This is a genomic window from Bacteroides sp. AF25-5LB, from assembly GCF_003602965.1.
Lineage (GTDB): Bacteria > Bacteroidota > Bacteroidia > Bacteroidales > Bacteroidaceae > Bacteroides > Bacteroides uniformis.
Genome location: NZ_QTMC01000001.1, coordinates 374977 through 392858 on the forward strand (window position 1 = coordinate 374977; position 17882 = coordinate 392858).

Consider the following 17882-nt stretch of genomic DNA (forward strand, 5'->3'; position numbering starts at 1 on the left):
AAAGGAAGGGACACATTATATATATACGCGCGAGAAATACAAGCTCCAATTCATACCTTGACATAGACCACAGAACGGCCGGCACCGCGCTTGCGGAACACAAAGAGAACTGACAATAAACCTGCGAAAGGCTACATCCGGAAAGCACGGAAACTAAACGGGAACTAATGAACAACTTTTCTCACCACAGATATGTTGCTTTCTTTCCACACCCGTGTTTCTTTCTTACCACAGCTGTGGTAAGAAAGAAACACGGGTGTGGAAAGATTAGTTCTTAGGAGAAATAGATTCAGAAAGTAAGAAGACAGCAATTATACTCTGGCATTTTACAAACTAACTATCCATAAAGAACGAAATGACATACTTCAAAGATAAAAGAAAAGAGAATGAAATCTCCCATAATACTGTGACAAACCGAAAAACTCAGCGACAGATAGGGTAAATATCAACCTAATTATTTATCTTTGTTAGCTTTTAAAAGTTAGCATACTAAAAACAATAAAGTACAATGAAAGATTTTCTGAAGTTTACGTTTGCCACCATTACCGGCATCATCGTATCAGTCGTTGTTTTAGTTTTCATCAGTATTCTGGTGGTTTTCAGCATGGTATCATCTTCGGAGTCGGAAACGCAAGTACGCAAGAACTCCATTATGATGCTGGATTTGAATGGCGCACTGGCTGAACGCAGCCAAGACAATCCGTTCGATGCCCTTATGGGAGACAATTATAAGACCTATGGCCTGGATGATGTCCTCTCCTCTATCAAAAAAGCAAAAGAGAATGACAACATTAAAGGTATCTATATAGAAGCAACTTCGCTGGGTGCAGGATTTGCTTCACGCGAAGAAATACGCAATGCATTGAAGGATTTCAAGGAATCGGGAAAATTCATCGTAGCTTATGGTGACAGCTATTCCCAAGGTCTTTATTATCTGTCAAGTGTAGCCGACAAGGTGTTGCTGAACCCGCAAGGTATGGTCGAGTGGAGGGGCTTGGCCGCTACCCCCATGTTCTTCAAGGATTTGCTGGCCAAAATCGGAGTGGAAATGCAGATATTCAAAGTAGGTACCTACAAATCGGCTGTAGAGCCTTTCATCTCTACCGAAATGAGCCCTGCCAACCGTGAACAAATCGACGCTTACCTGACCTCCATCTGGGGACAAGTGACCAATGATGTTGCAGAATCACGCAAAATATCTGTAGACTCACTGAACGCCATTGCCGACCGCATGTTGATGTTCTATCCCGCAGAAGAAAGTGTGCAATGCGGACTGGTCGATACATTAATATATAAGAATGATGTGCGCAACTACCTGAAAGCGATGGTAGGCATCGACAAAGACGACCGCATGCCCGTACTTGGTTTGCAGGACATGATTAACGTAAAGAAGAACGTTCCCAAAGACAAAAGTGGAAATGTGATTGCCGTATACTATGCCTATGGAGAAATTGACGGTGGTTCATCTTCTGCCTCCAGCGAAGAAGGCATCGACTCTAAAAAGGTGATTAAAGACCTGCGCAAGCTGAAAGATGACGAAGATGTAAAAGCGGTAGTATTACGCGTAAACTCACCGGGCGGAAGTGCCTATGGTTCAGAACAGATATGGTATGCCGTCAGCGAATTGAAGAAAGAGAAACCGGTCATTGTTTCCATGGGTGACTATGCAGCTTCAGGAGGTTACTACATTTCTTGTAATGCAGACACCATCGTGGCCGAGCCTACCACACTGACGGGTTCTATCGGCATCTTCGGCATGTTCCCCAACGCAAAGGGGCTGACTGATAAAATCGGGGTAAATTTTGATGTAGTGAAAACCAATAAATACGCAGACTTCGGCATGCTGACACGCCCGATGAATGACGGTGAAAAAGGGCTGATGCAAATGTATGTGAACAACGGATATGACCTCTTCCTCACCCGCTGCTCCGATGGCCGAGGCATCAGCAAGGAAGACCTGGATAAAATTGCCCAAGGTCGTGTATGGACCGGAAGCAAGGCCAAGGAACTAGGACTGGTCGACGAATTGGGTGGTTTGGACAAAGCTTTGGACATTGCCATTGCAAAGGCCGGAGTAGATGCCTATACCGTGATGAGCTATCCGAAAAAGGAAAGTTTCTTTGAAAGCCTGATGAACACCAATCCGGGTAACTACGTCAAAGCACGCATGCTGAAAGGCACAATGGGCGAGATATACCAGCAGTTCAGCGTCCTGGAGAATTTTGACAAATGTGACCGTATACAAGCACGTGTACCCTTTGAACTGAATATTCAATAAATGGAAGAAAACTTTATCAAGATATATCATTGGCTATATCCCCTATCATGGCTTTATGGAATAGGGGTATGCTTGCGAAATAAACTCTTTGACTGGGGCTGGCTCCGGTCAAAGAGTTTTGACGTTCCAGTAATATGCGTGGGCAACCTTGCTGTGGGCGGAACTGGCAAGACGCCACATACCGAATATCTGATAAAGCTATTACAAAAAAACGGAGTGAATGTAGCCACCCTCAGTCGGGGTTACAAGCGTAAAAGCCGAGGCTATGTACTGGCCGATGACAAGAGCAATGTACGGCAAATAGGTGACGAGCCGTATCAAATTAAAAATAAATTCCCCAATGCACGGGTAGCGGTAGACGAAAACCGTTGTCACGGCATTGAGCAACTGCTGAAACTGGGAAATCCCACTGTAGAAGCCATCATCCTGGACGACGCCTTCCAACATCGCCATGTAAAAGCCGGACTGAACATTCTACTAACCGATTTTCACCGGTTACTATGCGATGATGCCTTGCTCCCTGCCGGAAGACTCCGCGAACCTTCAAGCGGTAAAAACCGGGCACAGATGGTCATCGTCACCAAATGTCCGGATGACATCAAGCCGATAGACTTCAACATCATAGCCAAACGGCTCCACCTCTATCCATACCAACAACTGTATTTCTCCAGATTCCGCTATGGAATGTTGACCCCGCTATTTCCCGAGAAAACGAACAGCTGGGAAGTGCTCTCCTCCCTCACCGGAGACGAGCAAGTACTGCTGGTGACAGGCATCGCCTCCCCCGCCCCCTTGCAGAAAGAAGTGGAATCTTACACGCCGCACGTCAAATTGCTGTCATTTGATGACCATCATGACTTTACTCCCAAGGATTTATTGCAAATAAAGGAACAATTCCTGCACCTGGAAGAGTGGAAAAGACTGATAATCACCACGGAGAAAGATGCGGCAAGGCTGAAACTCCATCCCGCACTGGACGAAACACTAAAGCCGTACATCTACGTGCTGCCGATAGAAATAGAAATTTTACAAAATCAACAATATATATTTAACCAAAACATTATTGGCTATGTTAGAGCGCATTCAAGAAACAGCAGCCTTTCTGAAGGGAAAGATGCACACCCAGCCTGAGACAGCAATCATCCTCGGTACCGGACTCGGCAGTCTTGCCGGTGAAATCACTGAAAAGTATGAGATAAGGTACGAAGAAATCCCCAACTTCCCCGTCTCTACCGTAGAGGGACACAGCGGAAAACTTATCTTCGGCAAACTGGGCCATAAAGACATCATGGCGATGCAGGGACGTTTCCATTTTTACGAGGGCTATTCCATGAAGGAAGTAACCTTCCCGGTACGTGTAATGCGCGAACTGGGTATCAAGACCTTGTTCGTTTCCAATGCCAGTGGAGGCACAAATCCGGATTTTGCGATCGGCGACCTGATGATTATCACCGACCATATAAACTACTTCCCCGAACATCCATTGCGTGGCAAAAACATACCTTACGGCCCTCGTTTCCCGGATATGAGCGAGGCCTATGACAAAGAGCTGATTCGTAAGGCCGACGCCATTGCGGCAGAAAAGGGCATCAAGGTTCAGCACGGTGTCTATATCGGTACGCAAGGTCCCACATTCGAAACACCTGCGGAATACAAGATGTTCCATATTCTGGGTGCCGATGCAGTGGGCATGTCCACCGTGCCGGAAGTCATCGTGGCAAATCATTGCGGAATCAAAGTGTTCGGCGTATCTGTCATTACAGACTTGGGGGTAGAAGGTAAAATCGTAGAAGTCTCTCACGAAGAAGTGCAGAAAGCTGCGGACGAGGCGCAACCGAGAATGACAGAGATTATGCGTGAATTGATTAATAGAGCATAAGAAAGCATGAGAACAGAAATAGCTACCCTCGGTGAATTCGGCCTCATCCGACACCTCACCGAAGGCATTGAACTAAAGAACGAGTCGAGCCGATATGGTGTCGGAGATGATGCCGCCGTCCTCTCCTACCCGGCCGAAAAGGAAGTGCTCGTTACTACCGACTTGCTGATGGAAGGCGTCCATTTCGACCTTGTGTATGTACCGCTCAAGCATTTGGGGTATAAATCGGCCGTAGTCAATTTCTCTGATATCTATGCCATGAACGGCACACCGAAGCAGATTACCGTTTCCTTGGGCATATCCAAGCGTTTCAGTATAGAAGACATGGAGGAACTCTATGCCGGCATCCGTTTGGCTTGCGAAGAATATGATGTTGACATCGTGGGAGGAGACACCTCCGCTTCCTATACTGGGCTTACCATCAGCATCACCTGCATAGGCGAGGGTGAGAAAGGAAAAGTGGTCTACCGCAATGGTGCCCGCGAAACCGACCTGATTTGCGTCAGCGGCGACTTGGGTGCCGCCTACATGGGACTACAGCTTTTGGAACGCGAAAAGGCGGTGCTCAAAGGAGGTGACAAAGACTTGCAACCGGACTTCTCGGGGAAGGAGTATCTTCTGGAACGTCAACTGAAGCCCGAAGCACGCCGTGACATCATTCAGAAACTGGCAGAAGAAGGTATACAACCCACCTCCATGATGGATATATCGGACGGACTTTCTTCGGAATTACTGCATATCTGTACCCAAAGCAAAGTGGGTTGCCGAGTTTACGAAGAACATATTCCTATCGACTATCAGACGGCTGTAATGGCAGAAGAATTCAATATGAACCTGAGCACTTGTGCACTGAACGGAGGCGAGGATTATGAGTTATTGTTCACCGTCCCCATTGCCGACCATGAAAAGGTTGCCGAAATGGAAGGCGTCAAGCTGATTGGCCATATCACCAAACCGGAATTAGGCTGCGCCCTAATTACCCGTGACGGTCAAGAGTTTGAACTCAAAGCACAAGGATGGAATCCTTTGAAGGAAGAAGAAGCGGAAAAAGCATAACTATAAAACTTTTTCAGTATTTTTTCTCAAATCATAAACGCTGATAATTAGCCATATAGCCAATTATCAGCGTTTTTTATTATGAAAGCTATTGCATAGTCCAAAAGTTTCACTACCTTTGCAATCGCAAAAGAGATAAACATGGTGCCATAGCTCAGTTGGTAGAGCAAAGGACTGAAAATCCTTGTGTCCCCGGTTCGATTCCTGGTGGCACCACTCAAATAAATACTCCCATTGAAATGATAATATTTCAATGGGAGTATTTATTTACACCCACTCCCCCTATCCCCAGCAACATGCTTTAAGATAGACTTTACTATTATCCCATGAAAAGGTCTGATAATAAAGAAATATGCCCTTCCCAGCCAATTATTGTACTTCACAACAGTAGTAATCCGAAGTTCTTGTTTTCCTTCGTGATATTCCCCGCACCACATGGACACATGGAAATCAAGATGCTTATCCGGCATTCCGAGAATTTCTTCATGCAGATTTTTATCCAAGACCATATCTGTAAATCTGGTTGCTGTATCCAGTCCTAATGGCTTTACAATCGCATTCCTGAAATTCATGAGCCAACCAATCCACTTAGGAAATCGGCTAAAGGCAAGATTGCGAAAATCTTCCGGTGTCAATGCCTGCCCAGTGACCATCACTTTAGAAAAAGAATCTATATAATCTACAGGAAAATAATTCTTTATTAAGCTGTCTGCCGGTATATCTTTCATCTTATCACATATTGAATTTATTACTCGTTTGCTTTTCATTCACGACGTCCCCAATGACATGGCCTACAAAGGTAGCCACTTAATCCAACCCTACAACATATTCTTAGAAATAATATTATCCCGTAAAAGATAAAGCTCAAAAGAAAATTATCAGTTATCTTTGTTCCATGACTACCAACAAGACAACTCCCAAAGAATCATGAGCAAGACAGCAGATTAGCAGTCCCGATGTGGACTATGATTTGTGGAACAAGAAAAGAATATCCGTGCAAGCGTTCTCACAAATGAGCCAGAGCTGTATTTTTACAGTTGACGTATTTAAAGAGAGATACGATTTTGCATCCGACAGTTTTGCCCATCTTTTCGGATACAATCCCACTTGGATAAAGACAATCAGGCAACAAGGCGATTTACTGGAAGAGAGAATACACCCTGATGACAGAATTCAACTCACAGAATGCCAAATCGAGCATGGACAGTTCATCTACTCACTCCCACCGGAAGAAAGAAATGACTACCGGCAAATATTTCAATTCCGTATGTTGAATGCACGGCAACAGTATATCAATGTAAGCAGCCGGCAACAAGTCATAGAAACAGACCGGAATGGTAAAGCCTGGATAATTATGGGAGTAATGGATATACTTCCCGACCAGACCCCTATCGAAAGAATCAAACGGACGGTGGTGAACAGAAAAACGGGAGAGATGCTTCCAACATGCACTGTTTCTCCCGACAAACAATTATCCAACCGGGAGAAAGAAATATTACGACTCATCCGACAAGGTTTTCTAAGCAAGGAAATCGCTTACCAGCTGGGAGTGAGCATCTATACTGTGAACAATCACCGGAAAAACATCCTAAGCAAGTTAGATGCCAACAATATAATGGAAGCCATCCATATAGTAGAAAATCTTGGTATCTACCTCTAAGATTACGGAAGCCAACCGAGACTGTCCGCCAACTGATTTGTTTTGCGCCACTCTTCAAGCTCCTTATAAGTGCGGACACCTCCCGTAAAGACAGCATGATAAATCTCTATACCTGGAATCGTTACACCATCCGGCACATCGAATTTGATTTGCAATATCGTTTTCCTAATCTCAGGAGTAAGGCGCTCCGCAATAGCGGCAGTCACCTTTTCTACAACACCATCATACCTGGAACCTTTCTGGATGTGAATCATATCAAACTTCCAAGTATTCTGTTCTCTATCCTTATATAAAGCATGCCACTCCATGCACTCTTCCTCCGTATGGATAAGGTTCCTATATTGTATTTCCTGCAAAGGCAACCGTTCCGCAAGTTCCCGGATGACCGAAAAGCTCTCTCCTACATCCAACCTATCGGTATAAATATGGATATCTATATCCCTACTTTTCGCCAACAGCCCGGTACGGAGTGAGCCCACCAAATGAACGGTTGCTCCAATGCGCTCCCATGCTTCAATAATACGGGTATCTTCCAATACTTTCCATGCAGATTGCTGATTCTGCCTTGCAAGCTCATGAATATCCATTTACCTCCACTTTTTTGAATGTGCAAAGATATAAAACTTCCCAATATATAGCTATAAATAGCCATTTCCCTTCCCGATACAATACACTAATTTTGCACACTGTCTTATCTTTTAGCAACAACTAATTATGGCATTCAATCAAACGGAGAAACAAGAGAAAGAATATTTAAAGCAAATAATCAGTTTTCTGAAAAAGGTTATCGGTAATACCGACGCATCAGTGAAAGACCACGTCGACACCTTGGCAGAATACAAAGACTATATCTGGTCCAACAAAGACATCGACCCGCACGAGATACGCTCCATGCGCGAAAGCATTCTGAACCATTTTGCCTTGGGGGAAAGTGTAATCAACAAGCGTAAGCGGCTCACCAAGATACTTGCCATTCCTTACTTCGGACGAATTGATTTTTTGGAAAAGAAAGAAAACAGCAAAGTGATGCCTACCTGTATAGGCATCCATACCTTCTATGACCCGGAAAGTCGAGCTACCCTTATCCATGACTGGCGAGCACCCGTTTCGAGCATGTTCTATGACCATGAATTAGGAGAAGCAGGCTATCGGTCTCCATCGGGAGAGATTAAAGGAGAAATTTCCCTAAAACGCCAATACAGAATTCGGGGCGGCAAAATGGAATTTATGATTGAAAGTGCCCTAACCGTCCATGACGACATTCTGCAAAAGGAGTTAAGTTCCAATGCAGATGACAAGATGAAAAATATCGTTGCCACCATCCAACGGGAACAGAACCGGATTATCCGCAACGAAGATATCCGCACGCTTATTATTCAAGGAGTGGCCGGCTCTGGAAAAACATCCATCGCCCTGCACCGCATAGCCTACCTGCTCTATACCTTCAGAGACAGCATCTCGTCAAAAGATATTCTGATTGTCTCCCCCCAACAAAGTGTTTTCCGATTACATCTCCAACGTCCTCCCCGAACTTGGAGAAAAAACCGTGCCCGAAACCAGTATGGAACAAATACTCTCCGGAGTGTTGGAACACAAATACAAGTACCAAACATACTTCGGGTTAGTGAATGAACTGTTAGAGAAGCCATCCTCAAGCCTCATCGACAGAATAGCCTATAAAGCCTCTTTCGGTTTCATTTCAGAGCTTGACAAGTTTATCCTCCACATAGAGAACACCTACTTCAAGGCAGCAGACGTGAAGCTGACCAAATACATCACCATACCTGCCCCGTTTATCGAAGAACAGTACCTACGTTTCAACCGTTATCCCATACGCCGACGATTTGATGCTATGGCTGATTATATGCTGGATATGTTGAAAATACAATACGCCTTTACGGTAACCACCGCCGGAAGAAACCTTCTGAAGAAAGAAATCAGACTAATGTTTGCAGGTAATAACGACATTCAAGTCTACAAAGATTTCTTTAAATGGACAAATAATCCCGGAATGTTCAAAATGCGAAAGGGACATACACTCGAATACTCAGACTTGGCACCGCTGGCATACCTACACTTGGCATTGGAGGGAAACGGGAACCAGCCATGCAGAGTCAAACATCTGTTGATAGATGAGATGCAGGACTATTCGCCCATACAGTACAAGGTAATACAGAAACTCTTTCCATGCCGGAAAACCGTGTTGGGCGATGCAGGACAGTCCGTGAATCCTTATGGCTCATCCACAGCAGAAACTATCCAAAAGTCACTTACTGCAAGTGAAATCATGAAATTGTGTAAGAGTTATCGTTCCACCTTCGAGATTACGGATTTTGCGCAAAAGATTCATCCTAACGCAGAGCTGGAACCGGTTGCCCGGCATGGAGAAAAGCCACAAATCCTGCAGTTCGGCAGTGCCGTAGAAGAACTGTCCGGCATTATGGGGCTAATCTCCACTTACCGGAAATCCGGATATAAGTCTCTTGGCATCATATGCAAGACGGAACAGCAAGCCAGGAAGATGGCAGACATGCTGAAATCATATGCCAATGATATCAGCTTCCTATCAAGTCAAAGCTCCGCATTTGTGCAAGGCATCGTCATCACCTCTGCCCACATGGCAAAAGGGCTTGAGTTTGACGAAGTCATTATTCCACAGACGGATGAGAGAAATTACCGTTCGGAGATTGACAAGAGTATGCTTTATGTAGCTGTAACCAGAGCTATGCACCGCCTAACCTTGACATTTCACGAGGCAAGACCGGCAACTCACTGATGATGGATTATTAAGGAAATCTATCCCAACAGCCTTGTACAAGATGCGGCAAGTAACAGCGTATCTCATCAATCGACCAATCCCACCATTGCAGCCGCAATAATTTCTTCACCACATCCTCATCAAAACGTTTCCTGATTTCTTTGGCAGGAGTTCCCCCTACAATTGTATAAGGGGGAACATCTTTAGTCACAACAGCACGTGCACCAATAATCGCCCCATCTCCTATATGAACACCAGCCATTATCACCGCTTCATAACCAATCCAAACATCATTACCTATTATAATATCTCCTTTGTCATCCCATGCATCCGTTATGTCCGATTTCTTCAATCCCCACTCTTCGTAAAATAAAGGAAATGTATAAGTAGACAGAGATTTCAACGTATGATTGGCACAGTTGAACAGAAATTTCGTACCACAAGCAATGGAACAGAATTTACCAATAACCAGCCTCTCCTGATGGATGGGGTAATGATACAGCACATTGTTTTTCTCGAACAACAAAGGGTCAGCTACAAAATCATTATAAATAGTATAGTCACCAACCTCTATTCGAGGATCCTTTACAACAGCATTAAGATATACGGTTTGCTTATCTCCCGTACGCGGATATATTTTAGTCATCATAATTCGATATGTTTCTAATATTGTTTACTTCTTAAATAGAAAACCGATTGCAGTGCCAGCAAAATCACAAAAAGGTATTCTGCCGTTAAGTAAATAGCCAAGGATGCATGAGTGCAAGCGCTTAACCAATAAAGATACCCCAGATACACGACAGTGGTAGTCACTTGGAAAAGAAAAGTAATCCGGGTTTTACCGGTTCCTCCAACTGCGTTGAGATATACATAGCCTGGCAAGGCAAAGGTATAATTCAGCAACGTCACAACAAAAGGGATGAAAGCCTGCTCTGTTAACAGTTCGTTATCTGTATAGATTCCTATTATCAAGCGATTATAACATACAGCTACCCCTATCAGTGGAAATCCAGCAGAATAGCCCAACCTCAGTATCTTACGGCAGATAATGAAAACAGCCCTCCTTTCTCCAGCCCCAATCGCATTACTGACCAGCGAACCCGTAGTGACCGCAAAAGAATTGACTATTACAAAAAAGACAGCAGATACACTTCGCGTAATATTGGAAATGGCTAATTCCGTTTTACCCAAATGTTCCACCGCCACAAAGAACAAGAACCACGGAGCCACGCTGATAAAGGCATGAAGCATGCTCCATACCGACAAGCTCAGCACATCCACCAACAGCTTTCCGTCATATACCGGTTTCAATCCATATTTCCCTTTATCTATTTTCAGCCATACATAGAAAAGAAGCATCACCAAAGAACCCATCTCTGCCAGAGAAGAAGCAATGGCAGCTCCCGATATTCCCAGTCCTCCAACGAATATCAGAATATAATTCAAAGGAATATTAATCACTACTGCAACGGCAGCAGCCCACGATAATGCCCGAGTGCATGTTATTCCCACAAGAAAAGAACGGATAACCAAAAACGGAAACGAAAACAGCAAACCGAAACTGCGCCAGTCCAGATACTGAATTACAGCCCGATAAATCTCCGGCGAGGAAATCAACCTTCCCAATATGAAAGGAGAACTTGCCTGCATCAGCAGACAAAGCAAAATGGCCAATCCCGATAAAAAGAAGAAACCTTGAAAGAATATCTTTCCAGCCTTACCATAGCCACATTCTCCATTCCTTCGAGCAATCATCACCTGCAATCCGATACTAAACCCAAACCCAAGCATGTAGACCGCCAAATAATAAATCCCCGCAATGGCAGATGCTCCCAATTCCACCTCGCCAACGTGACCTAAGAAAACAGCATCGGTTATATTTATCAGCTGCTCCATCAAAATGCTCATCATTACCGGAAAGTTGATAAGCCATATCTGTTTATATGTATAATGCATTGCTCAACAATAAAATAGCACAAAACAACACACTGTACAAGTACAGCATGCCATCCTGCAAATTCATGAATAAAAGGATACACAATCTCTGTGGCAAACGGGTCATCGTTTGCCAGATAGCTGAATAGCTTTATCAAGCAGGGCTATTCGTTGAGCGTAGCTATATACAGAGCTTCATAAGAGGTGAACATGTTTGTTCATTCAATATATAGTGCAAAAATATAGAAAAAAAGTGCCAAAGTTCAGTTTAGGGCATAAAAAAAGGAGTACCGCTGTACTCCAACCTTTGTTAACCTTAAATCTAATACTATGAAAAACACATTGCAAATGTACGGAATTTTGGGACATTGACAAACTTTCCAAGAAAAAAAGCATGTTTCATAACACATTTTAATAAGATTAATGCTCGTTTTCACGTCCTTTTTCACTTTTTCTGCTTCAAAGTAGAAAAGAAGGTATAGCATCACGTAAAAAAATGAGCAAGTTCTTTCCATTATACTCCCAGTTTGCATTATCTTTGCACTAACACGAAGATAAGCTGCACCTCAGCATAAAAAATGAACGAGTTCATTTTATTCTGCATTCGGTTTGCACTATCTTTGTAGTGAGATTAACAAGAACTTATATATGCCAGACTATGATTTAATCGCCATATTAGGGCCTACCGCCTCAGGAAAGACTCCATTTGCAGCCGCCTTGGCCGCCGAACTCCATACGGAAATCATCAGTGCCGATTCACGGCAAATCTATCGGGGAATGGACCTGGGCACCGGCAAAGACCTTGCCGACTATACCGTCGACGGGAAACAGATTCCCTATCACCTCATCGACATAGCCGACCCGGGCTATAAGTACAATGTTTTCGAGTATCAGCGTGATTTCTTGAATGCTTACGAGACTATTAAACAAAAAGGTTGCCTGCCCGTTGTATGTGGAGGAACCGGAATGTATCTCGAATCAGTGCTGAAAGGCTACCGTCTGCTGCCCGTACCCGAGAATCCCGAGTTGCGCACCCGTCTGGCAGACAAATCGCTGGAAGAACTGACCGACATACTGAAAGGTTACAAAAGCCTGCACAATACTACGGACGTAGACACAGCCAAACGTGCCATACGAGCCATCGAAATCGAAGAGTATTATGCCCATACCCCAGTAGACGAACGCTCCTTCCCCCAGCTGAACAGCCTCATCATTGGTGTGGACATCAACCGGGAACTGCGTCGGGAGAAAATCACCCGACGCCTGCACCAGCGTCTGGAAGAAGGAATGATAGACGAAGTGCGCCGTCTGATAGAGCAAGGCATCCAACCGGATGACCTCATCTATTACGGACTGGAATACAAGTATCTGACACTTTATGTCATCGGCAAGCTGACCTATGAAGAGATGTTCACGCAACTGGAAACAGCCATCCACCAGTTTGCCAAACGCCAGATGACCTGGTTCCGCGGTATGGAACGGCGTGGATTTACCATCCATTGGATGAATGCCCGATGGCCGATGGAAGAAAAGATAGCTTTTGTAAAGAAGAAGTTGGAAGGATGATGAAATGATGAAGAACCGGGTGATTTAAATCGTAAACTGTAAATAGTCAAATTGTAAATAGAATCATGAGTGCAGAACCCGAAAAGTTGGGAGTAATATACAACCCCAAGGCCGGAACGCGGAAAGTGCAGAAACGGTGGAAAGAAATCAAAGAATACATGGACAGCAAAGGTGTGCCTTACGACTATGTGCAGTCCGAAGGGTTCGGTTCGGTAGAGCGTCTGGCAGGTATCCTTGCCAACAACGGCTACCGCACCATTGTTGTAGTAGGCGGTGACGGCGCACTGAATGACGTCATTAACGGCATCATGCTTTCCAATGCACCGGACAAGGAGAATATAGCCATCGGCATCATCCCCAATGGTATAGGAAATGACTTTGCCGACTATTGGGAAATGAGTTCGGACTACAAGAAAGCGGTGGATTGCATCATCAACAACCGCCGCCGGAAAATAGACGTGGGTACCTGCTATTATTACGACGGTGAAAAGCATCTGACACGCTACTTTCTCAATGCCATCAACATAGGTCTGGGAGCCCGTATCGTGAAAATCACCGACCAGTGCAAGCGTTTTTGGGGAGTGAAGTTCCTCTCTTACTTCATGGCACTGCTATCCATTATCTTCGAACGTAAGTTGTACCGCATGCATCTCAAGATAAACGGCGAGCATATACGCGGACGCATCATGACTGTCTGCATAGGCAGTGCGTGGGGATACGGCCAGGCGCCTAGTGCAGTGCCCTATAACGGCTGGCTGGATGTTTCCGTCATTTACCGTCCCGAATTGCTGCAACTATGGTCGGGATTGTGGATGCTTATCCAAGGGCGGATTCTGAACCATAAGGTAGTGATGCCCTACCGTACGCAAAAAGTAAAAGTGCTGCGTGCGCAAAATGCCTCTGTCGATTTGGACGGACGTATTCTCGACCGTCATTTTCCACTGGACATCAGCGTACTGCATGAAGCAATAACATTGATTATACCCAATTGAAAATACTTAATCAGTAACAACCTATGATTGAATTAAAGAATAATCCTGCCGGAAACTTCTTCCTACTGGCAGGTCCATGTGTCATCGAAGGAGAAGAAATGGCAATGCGCATTGCCGAACGTATCGTGACTATCACCGAAAAACTGCAAATCCCCTATGTATTCAAAGGGTCGTACCGCAAAGCCAACCGCTCCCGCCTGGATTCCTTTATGGGTATCGGTGACGAAAAGGCGCTGAAGATACTGCAAAAAGTGCACACCACTTTCGGAGTACCTACCGTAACCGATATTCATGCCGCCGAAGAAGCCACCATGGCTGCCGAATATGTGGATATTCTGCAAATTCCCGCCTTCCTCTGCCGGCAGACAGACCTGCTTGTAGCCGCCGCCAAAACCGGAAAAACCATCAACATCAAGAAAGGGCAGTTCCTCTCTCCGCTTGCCATGCGCTTTGCGGCTGATAAAGTAGTGGAAGCAGGCAATAGGAACGTCATGCTGACGGAACGCGGAACTACTTTCGGTTATCAGGATTTGGTCATCGACTATCGCGGCATCCCCGAAATGCAGACCTTCGGTTTCCCTGTCATCCTGGATGTAACCCACTCCCTGCAACAGCCCAACCAGACCAGTGGTGTCACGGGAGGTATGCCGCAACTTATCGAGACCGTAGCCAAAGCCGGTGTTGCCGTAGGTGTAGACGGACTGTTCATCGAAACCCACGAAAATCCCACCGTAGCCAAGAGTGACGGCGCCAACATGCTGAAACTCGACCTGCTGGAAGACCTGCTGACCAAATTGGTCCGCATCCGGGAAGCAGTCAGATAAATTCCATTTATCCGGAATGGAATCCGAAAAAAACAACAGAAGTTGTGATTTATCTAAGGGCTGTCCGACAGATAGTTCAAGAACAATTTAAATTCATAATAATATGAAACATCTATTACGCGGTTTATGGATTGTAGCGTTAATTCTTTGCTGCAATTTTCAGCAGGTATTTGCACAGCAAATGCCGCCTATCCCGGTCGACAAAAATGTCCGTATCGGAAAGTTGGACAACGGATTGACCTATTATATCCGCAAGAACAGCCAGCCTGCAAACCGGGCCGACTTTTACATTGCCCAAAAGGTAGGCTCCATTCAAGAAGAAGCCGACCAACGCGGCCTTGCCCATTTCCTGGAACACATGTGTTTCAATGGAACGACCCACTTCCCCGGTGATGCACTGAAACAATACCTGGAGCGTATCGGGGTGAAATTCGGTGAGAACTTGAACGCCTATACTTCCGTAGACGAAACCGTATACAACATTTCCAATGTGCCGGTCACTACTCCGGGAGCCATCGACTCCTGCTTGCTGATTCTGCACGATTGGAGTAACGATTTGACTCTGGACCCGAAGGAAATAGACAAGGAACGCGGAGTCATCAACGAAGAATGGCGCACCCGTATGAGCGCCATACAACGCTTCCAGGAGAAGATGCTTCCGGTCATGTTCGAAGGAACGAAGTATGCCACTTGTTTCCCTATCGGAACGATGGAGGTCGTTATGAACTTCAAACCGCAAACCTTGAGAGACTACTATGAAAAGTGGTACCGTCCGGACCTTCAGGGTATTGTGGTAGTTGGCGATATAGACGTGGATGCCATCGAAGCCCAAATCAAGAAAATATTTTCTGATATTCCCGCCCAGCCCAATGCTGCCAAACGTGAGTACTATCCGGTAAACGACAACAAGGAGCCTATCGTATTGGTTTATCAGGATAAGGAACAGCCTAATGTACAGGCCCTCATTTTCAACAAGCATGAAGCCACTCCTGACGAGCAGAAAGGCGATATGGGCTATCTGGTACAGAATTATGCAACCACGCTCATCAACAATATGCTGAATGCACGCCTGAACGAATTGGTACAGACTGCCAATCCCCCCTATATATATGCTGCCACTTACGACGATGATTTCTTCGTTGCCAAAACCAAAGATGCTTTCACCGGTATCGTTGTCTGCAAGGAAGATGCCATAGAAAATGGAATAGCCACTCTCCTGCGCGAAACAGAACGCGCCCGCCAATTCGGCTTTACGGAAACGGAATACAATCGTGCCCGTGCCGAATATCTGCGCCAACTGGAATCTGCTTATAACGAGCGTGACAAACGCAAGAATGAAGAGTACGTGGATGAATATGTCCGTCATTTCCTCGATAACGAACCGATTCCGGGCATCGAAAACGAATACGCCATCATCAATCAGATAGCTCCCGCCATTCCGGTTGCCGCACTGAACCAGATGATGCAAGCCCTCGTGACAGACAGTAACCAGGTAGTCGCTATTCTCGGTCCGGATAAGGAAGGATTGAAAATGCCGACAGAAGATGCAATCAAGAAGATACTGAAAGATATTAAAGCTGAAAAACTGACTGCCTACGTAGACAAGGTATCGGATGAACCTTTGATGGCCGAAGCCCCGAAAGGCGGAAAGATTGTATCCGAGCAGACAGACGATATATTCAGCACTACAACGCTGACACTCTCCAACGGAGTCAAGGTCATTATCAAGAAGACAGACTTCAAGGCAGACGAAATCCGCATGAAGGGAGTCAGCCTGGGCGGCAGTTCCTTGTTCCCCGACTCGGAAATCATCAACATCAACGGACTGGATGCAGTGAGTGTCGGTGGTCTGGGTAATTTCAGTGCCGTAGACCTGGAAAAAGTTCTGGCTGGCAAGAAAGCTTCCGTCAGCTATGGTATCGGTGACAAGACAGAAACCGTCAATGGCAGCTGTTCACCGAAAGACTTCGAGACAATGATGCAGCTCACTTACTTGACGTTCACCGCCCCGCGCCGTGACGACGATGCCTTTGCATCCTACAAGAACCGCAACAAAGCTGCTTTGCAAAATATGGAAATGAATCCCCAGGTGGCGTTCAGTGACTCTGTCTCGGCCGGTATTTACATGCACCATCCCAGAAGAGCTAGAATAAAGGCGGACATGATTGACAAGATGGATTATGACAAGATTCTGTCTATGTATCAAGACCGCTACAAAGATGCCAGCGATTTTACCTTTATCTTTGTAGGAAATGTGAATGTGGAGGAAATGAAACCGCTCATCGCCGAGTACCTGGGTGCACTGCCTGCCATCAACCGCAAGGAAACATTCAAGGACAATAAAGTCGACATGCGCCAAGGAATTTACAAGAATGAGTTCGTAAGGAAGCAGGAAACTGCTAAAGCGTCGAATTTTGTCCTGCTGAGCGGTGACTGCAAGTACGACCTGAAAAATGACATCCTGCTGGATATGACCAGCCAGATTCTTGACTTGGTTTATACAGCCAAGGTACGTGAAGACGAAGGTGGCACTTACGGTGTATATGTAGGCGGCCAGTTAAGCAAATATCCGAAAGAAAAGGCCCTTCTGCAGATTATATTCGAAACCGCTCCGGCAAAAAGAGAAAAGTTGATGCAGATTATCTTTACAGAACTCGACAACATCGCCAAAGCAGGTCCGTCGGAAGGAGATCTGAATAAAGTGAAGGAGTTCATGCTGAAAAAACACGCCGAAGACTTGAAGGAGAACAGCTACTGGCTGGGAAGTATTGACGAATACCTGTTCACCGGTATGAATCCGATAAAGGATTACGAACAGATAGTCAACAGCATTACCGTGAAGGACATCCAGAAGTTCACCGACGACTTGTTCAAGCAGAAGAATGAGATTGAGGTATCAATGATCAGTCCTGAAACTCCTGACAAAGAATAAGA

Annotated in this window: 13 protein-coding genes, 1 tRNA gene and 1 pseudogene; 11 read left to right on the top strand and 4 right to left on the bottom strand. The window is 45.3% G+C overall.

What is annotated here, in order from left to right:
- Positions 1-508: 508 nt before the first annotated feature.
- The 5 genes from sppA to DWY57_RS01600 all read left to right on the top strand — a co-directional run bounded on the left by sppA (position 509) and on the right by DWY57_RS01600 (position 5429).
- Positions 509-2278 (top strand): signal peptide peptidase SppA, encoded by a 1770-nt coding sequence (gene sppA, locus DWY57_RS01580; protein ID WP_005835560.1) that lies wholly within the window; start codon positions 509-511, stop codon positions 2276-2278.
- A complete protein-coding gene (gene lpxK / locus DWY57_RS01585) occupies positions 2279-3409 on the top strand; it encodes a tetraacyldisaccharide 4'-kinase (protein ID WP_117601100.1) in 1131 nt (376 codons plus the stop codon).
- Positions 3348-4157: a purine-nucleoside phosphorylase gene (locus DWY57_RS01590; protein ID WP_005835556.1), complete on the top strand. Its 810-nt coding sequence runs from the start codon at positions 3348-3350 to the stop codon at positions 4155-4157. Before lpxK ends, DWY57_RS01590 begins: the two co-directional genes overlap by 62 nt.
- 6 nt (positions 4158-4163) lie before the next feature.
- Positions 4164-5213 carry a thiamine-phosphate kinase gene (gene thiL / locus DWY57_RS01595; RefSeq protein ID WP_005828671.1) on the top strand — a complete coding sequence of 350 codons (1050 nt, stop codon included), beginning with the start codon at positions 4164-4166 and terminating at the stop codon, positions 5211-5213.
- Between the two features lie 143 nt (positions 5214-5356).
- Positions 5357-5429: transfer RNA gene (locus DWY57_RS01600), tRNA-Phe, on the top strand.
- Positions 5430-5476: 47 nt separating this feature from the next.
- Here the strand turns inward: DWY57_RS01600 and DWY57_RS01605 are convergent.
- A complete protein-coding gene (locus tag DWY57_RS01605; protein ID WP_005835508.1) occupies positions 5477-5941 on the bottom strand; it encodes a DUF2867 domain-containing protein in 465 nt (154 codons plus the stop codon).
- Between the two features lie 215 nt (positions 5942-6156).
- Between DWY57_RS01605 and DWY57_RS01610 the strand changes: the two genes are divergently transcribed.
- Positions 6157-6873, top strand: coding sequence for a LuxR C-terminal-related transcriptional regulator (locus DWY57_RS01610; protein ID WP_243634633.1), 717 nt, complete (start codon positions 6157-6159; stop codon positions 6871-6873).
- Between the two features lie 2 nt (positions 6874-6875).
- Here DWY57_RS01610 and DWY57_RS01615 read toward each other — a convergent pair whose 3' ends face one another.
- Positions 6876-7460, bottom strand: a complete 585-nt coding sequence (locus tag DWY57_RS01615) for a nucleotidyltransferase domain-containing protein (protein WP_119961236.1) — start codon at positions 7458-7460, stop codon at positions 6876-6878.
- Positions 7461-7587: 127 nt separating this feature from the next.
- Between DWY57_RS01615 and DWY57_RS01620 the strand changes: the two are divergent.
- Positions 7588-9649, top strand: a pseudogene (locus DWY57_RS01620) (3'-5' exonuclease).
- A 10-nt stretch (positions 9650-9659) separates the two neighbouring features.
- Here the strand turns inward: DWY57_RS01620 and DWY57_RS01625 are convergent.
- Positions 9660-10280, bottom strand: a complete 621-nt coding sequence (locus tag DWY57_RS01625; RefSeq protein ID WP_005828836.1) for a CatB-related O-acetyltransferase — start codon at positions 10278-10280, stop codon at positions 9660-9662.
- A 14-nt stretch (positions 10281-10294) separates the two neighbouring features.
- Complete coding sequence (locus tag DWY57_RS01630) at positions 10295-11587, bottom strand: MATE family efflux transporter (RefSeq protein ID WP_119961237.1); 1293 nt, start codon at positions 11585-11587, stop codon at positions 10295-10297.
- 627 nt (positions 11588-12214) lie between these two features.
- Here DWY57_RS01630 and miaA point away from each other — a divergent pair.
- From miaA to DWY57_RS01655, 4 genes are all read left to right on the top strand, one after another.
- Positions 12215-13132 (top strand): tRNA (adenosine(37)-N6)-dimethylallyltransferase MiaA, encoded by a 918-nt coding sequence (gene miaA / locus DWY57_RS01640; protein WP_119961238.1) that lies wholly within the window; start codon positions 12215-12217, stop codon positions 13130-13132.
- Positions 13133-13197: 65 nt separating this feature from the next.
- Positions 13198-14124 carry a YegS/Rv2252/BmrU family lipid kinase gene (locus tag DWY57_RS01645; RefSeq protein WP_005828845.1) on the top strand — a complete coding sequence of 309 codons (927 nt, stop codon included), beginning with the start codon at positions 13198-13200 and terminating at the stop codon, positions 14122-14124.
- Positions 14125-14147: 23 nt separating this feature from the next.
- Positions 14148-14948, top strand: coding sequence for a 3-deoxy-8-phosphooctulonate synthase (kdsA, locus tag DWY57_RS01650; protein WP_117601107.1), 801 nt, complete (start codon positions 14148-14150; stop codon positions 14946-14948).
- Positions 14949-15051: 103 nt separating this feature from the next.
- A complete protein-coding gene (locus DWY57_RS01655; RefSeq protein ID WP_119961239.1) occupies positions 15052-17880 on the top strand; it encodes a M16 family metallopeptidase in 2829 nt (942 codons plus the stop codon).
- Positions 17881-17882 lie beyond the last annotated feature (2 nt).